The sequence below is a fragment of the Almyronema sp. genome, from assembly GCF_052168255.1.
Classification (GTDB): domain Bacteria; phylum Cyanobacteriota; class Cyanobacteriia; order Phormidesmidales; family Phormidesmidaceae; genus Sphaerothrix; species Sphaerothrix epifaneia.
Genome location: NZ_JBQLZL010000107.1, coordinates 1 through 9813 on the forward strand (window position 1 = coordinate 1; position 9813 = coordinate 9813).

Below are 9813 nucleotides of genomic sequence, written 5' to 3' on the forward strand. Positions count from 1 at the left end.
GTGATAGGGGAGAGGGGGAGGTGGGGGTGATAGAGGGGGGCGGGGGCTTATAGGGGCGGATGGATTTTGGGTTCTTGGGCGAGCAGGGGGCGGCTGAGGGTTGGCTCGACTAGGTGCGGGGTGGGTATCGCGGTCATTTGGTTGGTGGTGGTTTCGCTCCAGCGCATGAGCCAGTTGGGTTGAACCCCTAGTAAGAAGATTAACCAGGCCAAAATCAGGGCTGGGGTGCGCTCAAACCATTCGACTTTGGGAAAGTAGGCGATCGCGTTATCGAGCTTGCCAAAGCAGGTGCGGTTAAGCAAAATCACAAAGTAAACTGCCGTCAAACCTGTGCCCAATACGCAAACCAAGGTCTGCACCGGGAAGACGGCATAGCTACCTTGAAAGACAATAAACTCGGCAATAAAGCCCACCAGTCCGGGAATGCCAGCGCTAGCCATGCCGCCCAGCACCAGCAAGGCACTCACCAGCGGCAGGCCGCGAATCGGGTTCATTAAGCCATTGAGCACAGTCAAATCGCGGGTGCCGACTTTGGCTTCTACCAAGCCCACCAGATGAAATAGCAGCGCCAAAATCAAACCGTGAGCAAACATTTGCGCTACGGCTCCGATCAGGCTGAGCGGGGTCATCGCCGCGCCGCCGAGTAGCACATAGCCCATATGACCAATAGAGCTATAGGCCACCATGCGCTTGATATCTTTTTGGGCGATCGCTGCCATTGCCCCATAAAGCACACTCACTGCCGCCCAGGTCGCCAGCCAAGGAGATAAAGCCGTCCAGGCATCGGGAAATAGCCCCATGCAAAAGCGGAAAATTCCGTAGGTACCTAGCTTGGCTAGCACCCCGCCTAAGAGCATCGCCACCGGGGTAGACGCCGCCACATAGGTATCGGGTAGCCAGGTGTGCAACGGCACCAGCGGCGTTTTAATGCCAAAGCCCACCAGCAAAACCCCCAGCAGCACAAACTGAAGGCCGAGGGGCAATGACAGATTCGTCAAAGCGCTGTAAGAAAAGCTAGTGGCGTGGCTGAGCCAAATCACGCCTAAAAATCCGGCTAAAATCAGCGCTCCGGAGGTGGCGGTGTAGAGCAAAAACTTGGTGGCTGCATAGTTGCGATCGCGCCCACCCCAGACGGAAACCAGCAGATAAAACGGAATTAGCTCAATTTCATAAAACAAGAAAAAGAGGAGCAAATTCTGAGCCAGCAATGCCCCGGCTACACCACTGCTGACCAGTAGCACCAGGGCATAAAACAAGCGCGGTCGTTCAGTTTGCTCCCGGCTGCTATAAATAGCAATCCAGGTCAGCAAACTGTTTAACACCACCAGCGGCAGTGATAGACCGTCTAGCCCCAGCTCGTAGTTCAAACCTAAGGTTTCTAGCCACGGAAAAACTTCTTGAAACTGAAAGGTAGGGCTGCTGAGGTCAAACTGGCTCATCAGCCAAATCGTCCACAGTAAAACCAAGCCCGACAAAATCAGCGAACCTAGCTTGATGCGGTGGGCAGGGATGGCTTTTGGCAAACAGCCAATGGCGATCGCGCCCGCAAACGGTATCCAAATCAGTGCGCTCAGCATAGTCGATTCTAGGCGACGACAAAAGGAGACGGTTGGGAAAAAATCACGAAAAGCATTCAACAGGAGGAGCTGATAGCCGCTACACGCCCTAAGGCAAAGGCCACAGCCGTTGCGTCCAAACAGCGGCAAACAAAGGCCAACTCACCAGCAAAATCAGCAGCACCACCCCAGAGAGAATAGTCAGCACATAGAAGCGGGTTTGACCGACGTTGCCGTACTTCAGCGTTTCACCGCCAAACAGGGAAGCAAAGCCAACGAAATTGACCACCCCATCGACAATATGGCGATCGAGCCAGTCTGTGAGGCGAGAGAGCCAGTCCACCGCAAAGACAACGCTAGAGCGGTAAAGCTTGGGCGTATAAAAATCGTAGGCAAAGAATCTTTGCAAAGCTTTGCCCGGAAGCTGGATGGGCTTCGTCACGCCTGACCCCACGTAGAGGACGGCTCCTAGCGTCAGCCCTATCAGGGTTGACCACGTCAGTAGCAGCGCTACATCTGCGTTCAACTGTGCCCAGGCTGGCAATAAGCCCAAGCGCTGCAAAATCAGCGGTAGGTGCAGCACAAACCCTGCCAGTAGCGTCATCGGCAATGTCATAGCCCAAATATTTTCAGGCGATCGCAGGGTCATCTGCTGCGGCTTACCCGCAAAAATCAAGCCAAATTCGCGGGTCATGCTAAAGGTTGTCAGCGCATTCACCACCAGCAACGTCACAAACAACGCGGGTCGAGTCGGCCACAGCCCATCGGCCAGCGCTAGCATGGCCCAAAAGCCACCCAAGGGCGGCATTGCTACCAGTCCGGCTGCCCCCGCCAGATAGCTCAACCCCGAAATAGGTCGCCGACTCCACAACCCGCCCAACTGGGTTAAGTCTTGGGTAATGTTGTTGAGGATAATCGACCCCGTACTCATCACCAAAAGCGCCATGGCTAGAGCATGAGCCAGCATCAGCAAATAAGCCGCCCCAATCTGCTGCGCACCAACGGCAATAAAGATTAACCCCATGTAGGCACTCACCGAGTAAGACAAGGCTCGTTTAATATCTACCTGGGCGATCGCAATTAGCGTTGCCCCCACTGCCGTAGCCGCCCCGATCGCTATTACCGCCTGTAGCACAAAGGGCGACAACACCAGCACCGGAGACAGCTTAATGAGCACCCAAGCCCCCGTCGAAACGACAACCGAGTTGCGCAAAATCGTCCCCGGCACCGGGCCTTCCATCGCCTCGTCTAGCCACAGATGCAGCGGAAACTGAGCGCATTTACCCATCGGCCCAGCCACCAAGGCCAGCCCAAGCAGCGCCATCAAGCTGGGGTCTACCGTAGCGGTAGCCGCCCACTGCGCCAGCTCGTTAAAGTTCCAGGTTCCGGCCAGGGGATAGATAGCCAAAACCCCCATGAGCAAGAACAAGTCACCAATCCGCTTGGTCAAAAAGGCATCCCGCGCCCCGGTAACCACCAACGACTGGTTGTACCAAACGCCGACAATCAAGTAAGTTCCCAGGGTGAGAATTTCTAGCAGAATGTAGCTAAAAAACAGCGAGTTACAAAGCGCGAGGCTACACATCCCCGCTTCAAACAGCGCCAGCAGCGAAAAAAATCGTGCCCAGCCCCAGTCCATTTCTAGGTAGCCCACAGCATAGAGCTGAGCCAAAAGGTTAAGACCTGTGATAATTAAAATCGTAGCCAGGGTAACGGCTGAAATTTCGATCGAAATGGACAAATCTAAACCAGCAACCCGGAGCCAAGAAAAAGCTTCGTAAACAGGTGGCTGTTGCCAAACCTCAAAAAAAGCAACGATCGCATGAACGAAAGCGGCTAGCGTGGTCACTAAATTGACGTATCCGGCTGGCCTTGGCCCAGTCCGCCGAATCAATGAGGGCGACCAGAGGGCTGAAAGCAGCATCCCCAAGAGGGGATAGCAGGGAATTAACCAAGCAGTTTGGAGCAAAAACTGAAGCATGACTTTCTCTAAATCATAGAGTTTAGTCTAGCAATATATTAAATACTATTGTCAATGCTCTATTTATAGCTAAATGCTGTTCGGCGTATAAGATTTCTGTATTCGAGTCGGTCTTTCGTCTGTTTGATATCTCAAACTCGGCTACTCAACCCGGCTCCTGCTCTGCATAGACCGAGTCGCTATCTGGCAAAATCGCTGGTAAAACGAGCCGTGCTGGAAGTCGCTAGGGGGGTTAGCCTGCCAGTGGCCTCTTCACCAAACGTTACTGTCTGTCAGTCGCCCAAGCGCCCATGCAGTTAAGCTGCCAAACCTAACGGGAATTCTAGACCAAAAACCATTATCCGCCGCTATGGAATCTTCAGTCAGCGCTTCCCTTCACCCACTGCCTCACATTACTGGCTACACCGTTATTGAGCGCCTTTATCTCGGTTCGCGAACGGCAGTGTATCGAGCGGTGCAAATGGCTGATTTGCGATCGGTAGTGCTCAAGGTGCTGCAACGTGAGTATCCTAGCTTCGGCGAGTTGGTGCAGTTTCGCAATCAATATGCCATCACCAAACATTTAGCCATTCCTGGTATTGTCCAGCCTTTGAGCCTAGAACCCTTAGGCAACAGTTATGCCCTAATTATGGAAGATTGGGGGGGCATTTCTCTCAGTCAATATTTGCAACGGCAACCGTTAGCCGTGGCTGAGGTGCTGACGATTGCGCTTTCGCTAGCTGATATCCTCCATCTCCTACACCAGCAGCGGGTGATTCACAAAGACATCAAACCCACCAACATTCTGATTCATCCTGAGTTTAAGCAAATTAAACTGATCGACTTTAGCATCGCCTCTCTGTTGCCTAAAGAAACTCAAGAAATCCAAAACCCCAATACCTTAGAGGGGACGCTCGCCTATCTAGCACCCGAGCAAACGGGACGGATGAATCGGGGCATAGACTATCGGGCAGACTATTACGCTTTTGGGGTCACCCTGTATGAACTGCTGACAGGTCAGTTACCCTTTACGACTAAAGATCCGCTAGAGCTGGTGCATTGTCATATTGCCAGGGCGGCAACGCCAGTGCATCAGGTTAATCCAACCGTACCAGAGCCGATCAGCGCCATTGTGGCAAAGCTGATGGCCAAAAACGCCGAAGATCGCTATCAAAGTGCGCTAGGACTCAAGCATGACCTAGAACAGTGCTTGACTCAGTGGCAAACAACGGGTGCGATCGCTGAGTTTGAGCTAGGGCAGCGAGATTTAAGCGATCGCTTTAATATTCCCGAAAAACTTTATGGCCGGGAAGCAGAAGTTCAAGCCTTGCTGGCGGCCTTTGATCGCGTCGCCGCTGGCAGTGCCGAAATAATGCTGGTGGCAGGCTTTTCAGGCATTGGTAAAACCGCCGTTGTCAATGAGGTGCATAAACCCATCCTCAAACAACGAGGCTATTTCATTAAAGGCAAGTTTGACCAGTTTAACCGCAACGTACCGCTTTCGGCTGTGGTGCAAGCGCTGCGAGATCTCATGGGGCAACTGTTGTCTGAATCAGATAGCCAGCTACAAACCTGGAAAACTCAAATTCTAGCTGCTTTAGGAGAGAGCGCCCAGGTGATGATTGAGGTCATTCCTGAGTTAGAGCAGATTACCGGGCCTCAGCCAGCCGTCCCAGAACTCTCCGGCACTGAAGTACAAAGCCGCTTTAATCGGCTTTTGCAACAGTTCATTCAGGTTTTCACCACCCCTGAACATCCCTTGGTGATGTTTTTAGATGATTTGCAATGGGCTGATTCTGCTTCGCTGCGCTTGATCCAGTTACTGATGGGAGAATCTCAGGCGGGTCATCTACTCATGATTGGAGCCTACCGAGACAATGAAGTCTTTCCCGCTCATCCTCTCGTGGTGACGTTAGATAAACTCAAACAAGCTCAAACAACCGTTACTACTTTAAGTCTGGTGCCGCTGAGGCAGGAAAGCTTGAATCGGTTGGTTGCCGATACGCTGAGCTGTAGCGCTGAGCTAGCTCAGCCTTTAACTAATTTAGTTCACCAAAAAACCCAGGGCAATCCCTTTTTTGCGACCCAGTTTTTGAAGGCGCTGTATCACGATCAGCTGATTACTTTCAACGCTGAAGCTGGTCACTGGCAGTGTGATATTACCCGCGTCCAAGAAGCTTCTTTGACCGATGATGTGGTGGAATTTATGGCCACCCAATTGCAGCGGTTATCTGAGTCCACCCAATCGCTGTTGAAGTTGGCAGCTTGTATTGGCAATCAGTTTGATTTGCAGTCTTTAGAAATTGTTTCGGGTCAATCGGCTACTGAGGTCGCCGCTGATTTGTGGCCCGCTCTGCAAGAAGGATTTGTACTGCCCATCAGCGAAACTTACAAGTTTTTTCAGTCGGCTGAACCAGAAAGTGAGTGGCGCGATCGCTCCATTACCGTCACCTACAAATTTCTCCACGATCGGGTTCAACAAGCCGCTTACTCTTTAATTTCACCAGACCAAAAGCAGGCCACTCACTATCAAATTGGTAAGCTGCTTTTAGCCAATCTGGCGATCGCCGAACGCAGCGATCGCGTCTTTGATGTAGTCAACCAAATCAACATCGGCAAATCTTTAATTCAAGATGCAGATGAGAAAAAACAAATTGCTGAACTCAATCTAAAAGCAGGTCAAAAAGCCAAAGCCGCTGCCGCCTACGAAGCTGCCAAAACTTATTCTCAAACGGGCATTGATTTACTCGATTCTCACTGCTGGGAAACGGCTTATCGTCTTCTCTTTGACCTCCACTTTAACCTGGCAGAAGCGGCGTTGATGAGCGGCGATTTTCAGCTCCTTGAGCAGACGATCGCCACCTTACTCACCTGTGCCCATTCTTCTATTGATCAAGCCAAAATCTACGTCTTAAAGGTTGACCAATATTCTCTACAAGGTCAATTTGCAGAAGCCATTCAAGCGGGCTTAACCGGGTTGCAGCATTTGGGCATTGACATTGACCAAGCAGATCTAGCCCAACTGGCTAACGATGAGTTTGCAGCCGTTGAAGCGAGTTTACAAAATCGCCCGATTGCCACCTTGCTAGATTTGCCTGCTGCGGTTGACCCAGAAGTGCGAGCCGCGATCGCCCTACTCATTATCTTGCAGCCGCCTGCTTATATCGTTGCCAACTTTGATTTATACAGTTTTGTCACTTTTCGGGCAGTGCGCTTATCGATCGAACAGGGCAACACGGCTGAATCTATCAAAGCCTATGTTTCCTATGGCTTTTTAATTGGCCTTATGCATGGTCAATACCAGCGAGGGGTAGAATTTGCCGATTTGAGCTTGCAATTGAGCGCCAAATTAAACGACAAGTTTCAACAGTCTAGGGCTTGTTTTTTAGCCAGTTACGCCATTCAAGTATGGGCCAAACCCATTGAAGGGGCGGCAGAAATTAGCTATCAAGGGTTTTTAGCAGGGCTAGAATCGGGAGAAATTATTCACGCTGGCTACAACTTGTATGGCAATATTCTCAATCGGCTGTTTCAAGGTCAAAACCTGGCTGATATTGCCACCGATATTGACAAATTTTGGCTGATTGGCGAGAAGCTACAGCATGATTTTCTGCTGAGTATGTTGGATGCCTGCCGCTTTTTTGTTAGCGCCCTAACTCAGTCGCTAGACGATCCAGAAGCGCTAGTCGAAGCTGAGCAAACCTGGGTTGAACGTTCTGAAGCCGCTCAATCTCACACAGCTTTGGGCACCTATTATATTTTGCAAATGCATCGCGCCTGCTTGATTCAAGGCTTTCAATCTGACCTGCACTATGTCACAGAGGCGGGTAAATTTTTAGGAGGAACGGCGGGATTTACCACTTCGGCGGGTTATTACTATTACAGCTCTTTGCTGTTGATCAACCACTGTGCCACCTTACCCGCAGCAGAGCGTGACGAGGGGTTGCAGCAAATTGCCAACAATCAAGCGCAACTCAAAATCTGGTCAGAAAGCTGTCCAGAAAATTTCTTGCACAAGTATTTGCTGGTTGAAGCAGAGCGATCGCGCTTAGCGGGTCATTATCTGGATGCGCTTCAGCTTTACGACCGCGCCATTGCTGAAGCCAAAGCCAATCAGTATTTGCCAGAAGAAGCACTCGCAAACGAACTCGCCGCCAAGTTTTACTTAGCTTGGGATAAAGAAAAGGTAGCTGCCGGGTATATGCAAGAAGCCTATTACAGCTATGCTTACTGGGGGGCTAAAGCCAAAGTTCATGACCTGGAAATTCGCTATGCCAGCTTACTGCGGCCTATTCTGCAACAAGCTACCCAACCAACGACGGTGCTTGAAACGCTGGCAACTCTGACCGCTCCCAATTATTCCATCCATTCTGCCGATGATTCCAGCCGTTCTTCTAGCACCAGCGTCAACGTTGCGCTCGATTTTGCCGCCATCCTCAAAGCTTCGCAAAGCCTATCAAGCACGATCAAACTGGTTGAGCTATTAGAGCAACTGACTCGCATTATCTTGCAAAATTCGGGCGGCGATCGCTGTGCCTTGATTTTGCCCAACCCGGCAGGCGAATGGCGAGTGGAGGCGATCGCTACACCCGACGACACCAAACTGTGTTCAGCCGTTCTTGAAGACCACCCCCAGCTACCGATCAAGCTAATTCAATATGTCAAAAATGTTCGGGAAGTTGTGGTGATTGATCAGCTTAAAACTGAGTTACCCGTACTCGATGACTATTTGGTTCAGCAACAACCCAAAAGTGTGTTGTGTCTGCCAATTCTCAACCAAGGCCAGCTCATTGGCATTCTGTGTTTAGAAAATCAGTTTGCTAGCAATGTTTTTACCCGCGATCGCATCTTAATTTTGAATTTCCTTTGTACACAAGCAGCCATTTCATTGGAGAATGCTCGCCTTTATCAAAATAGCCAACAAGCCCTAGCGCGAATTCAACAGCAAGAAGTTCAATATCGCGGTATTTTTGAAACGGTCAGCGAAGGACTGGCAATCATTAGTCTCGAAACGGGCAGGCTGGTGGCGGCAAATCCGGCCTATTGCCAAATGCACGGCTACTCCTACGAAGAACTATTAGCGCTTGAACCGCAACAGCTCATGCGCCCCTCGGCCTATGCTAAATACAACAGCTTTCTCAAGGCCGTTCAACATAGCCAGGAATTTGACTGTGATGCCGTTTGCATCAAAAAAGACGGAACGCCGTTTAACGCCGAAATACATTCTGTTCCCTTTTGGTATAGCGGTCAGTTGTGTGGTTTAACGGTTATTCGAGACGTCAGCCAACGCAGACAGTTAGAACGCACGCTCCAGGAAAACAATCAAGCTTTGGAAAAAACTTTGACTGAGCTACAGCAAGCGCAGATGCATGTAATCCAGAGCGAAAAAATGTCGGCCTTAGGCAATCTGGTTGCAGGCGTTGCCCACGAAATTAACAACCCCGTTGGTTTTCTCAATGGCAGCCTCAGTAACGCCAAAGACTACTTACAAGACCTGTTCGCACACCTAGAAATTTATCAACAGCACTTGCCACCCACTCAACCTGTTCAGGAACACGCCGACACCATTGACCTGGCGTATCTGGTCGAAGATCTGCCGAAAATATTGCAATCTATGCAGGGCGCAACCAATCGCATTCAAAGCATTAGCAACAGCCTACGCACCTTTTCGCGAGCCGATACGGAGCATAAAGTTAGCGCTAACCTGCACGAAGGGCTAGATAGCACGTTACTCATTTTGAAGTATCGCCTCAAAGCCAATGCCCACCGTCCGGCCATTGAGATTCTCAAGCAATATGACGACTTACCTGCGATCGCCTGTTTCCCCGGACAGTTAAACCAGGTGTTTATGAATATTCTGGCTAATGCTGTTGATGCCTTCGATGAAGTGGCTCTGCAAACGAGTTTTGCAGAATTAGAAGCTAATCCGCAACAAATTACCCTGCAAACGACAACGCTCCCGGCGCAAAATATCGTTGAAATCAGGATTCGAGATAATGGCAAGGGCATGACTCCAGCGGTAAAAACTCGCATTTTTGACCATTTGTTTACCACTAAAATGGTTGGCAAAGGCACAGGGCTAGGTTTGGCGATCGCCCGTCAAATTGTCGTTGAAACCCACGGTGGCCGTTTGGAGGTAGAATCTGTCGCCGGACAAGGCTCTGAATTTTTGATCCAGTTGCCCATTCAGGCATAAATTCTGATGTTGCAGACAAGCCCTCGTTACCCCGTTTGACCTTTAGGGTCAAGCAGCCAAGCAGCCCATTGCGCCAAAAGACAACCCATGCCCCCCAAGAT

Annotated in this window: 3 protein-coding genes; 1 reads left to right on the forward strand and 2 read right to left on the reverse strand. The window is 50.5% G+C overall.

Annotation, left to right across the window (positions count from 1 at the left end; all coding sequences use genetic code 11):
* Nucleotides 1-47 precede the first annotated feature (47 nt).
* Together ACTS3T_RS22345 and ACTS3T_RS22350 are read right to left on the reverse strand one after the other, a co-directional pair.
* The gene (locus ACTS3T_RS22345) at nucleotides 48-1577 is read right to left on the reverse strand and encodes an NADH-quinone oxidoreductase subunit M (protein WP_462935785.1); all 1530 of its coding nucleotides are present in this window, start codon (nucleotides 1575-1577) and stop codon (nucleotides 48-50) included.
* Nucleotides 1578-1665: 88 nt separating this feature from the next.
* Nucleotides 1666-3537 carry an NAD(P)H-quinone oxidoreductase subunit F gene (locus tag ACTS3T_RS22350; protein WP_462935786.1) on the reverse strand — a complete coding sequence of 624 codons (1872 nt, stop codon included), beginning with the start codon at nucleotides 3535-3537 and terminating at the stop codon, nucleotides 1666-1668.
* Nucleotides 3538-3886: 349 nt separating this feature from the next.
* On the opposite strand from ACTS3T_RS22350, the gene ACTS3T_RS22355 reads away from it, so the two are divergent.
* Nucleotides 3887-9712, forward strand: a complete 5826-nt coding sequence (locus tag ACTS3T_RS22355) for an AAA family ATPase (RefSeq protein ID WP_462935787.1) — start codon at nucleotides 3887-3889, stop codon at nucleotides 9710-9712.
* Nucleotides 9713-9813 lie beyond the last annotated feature (101 nt).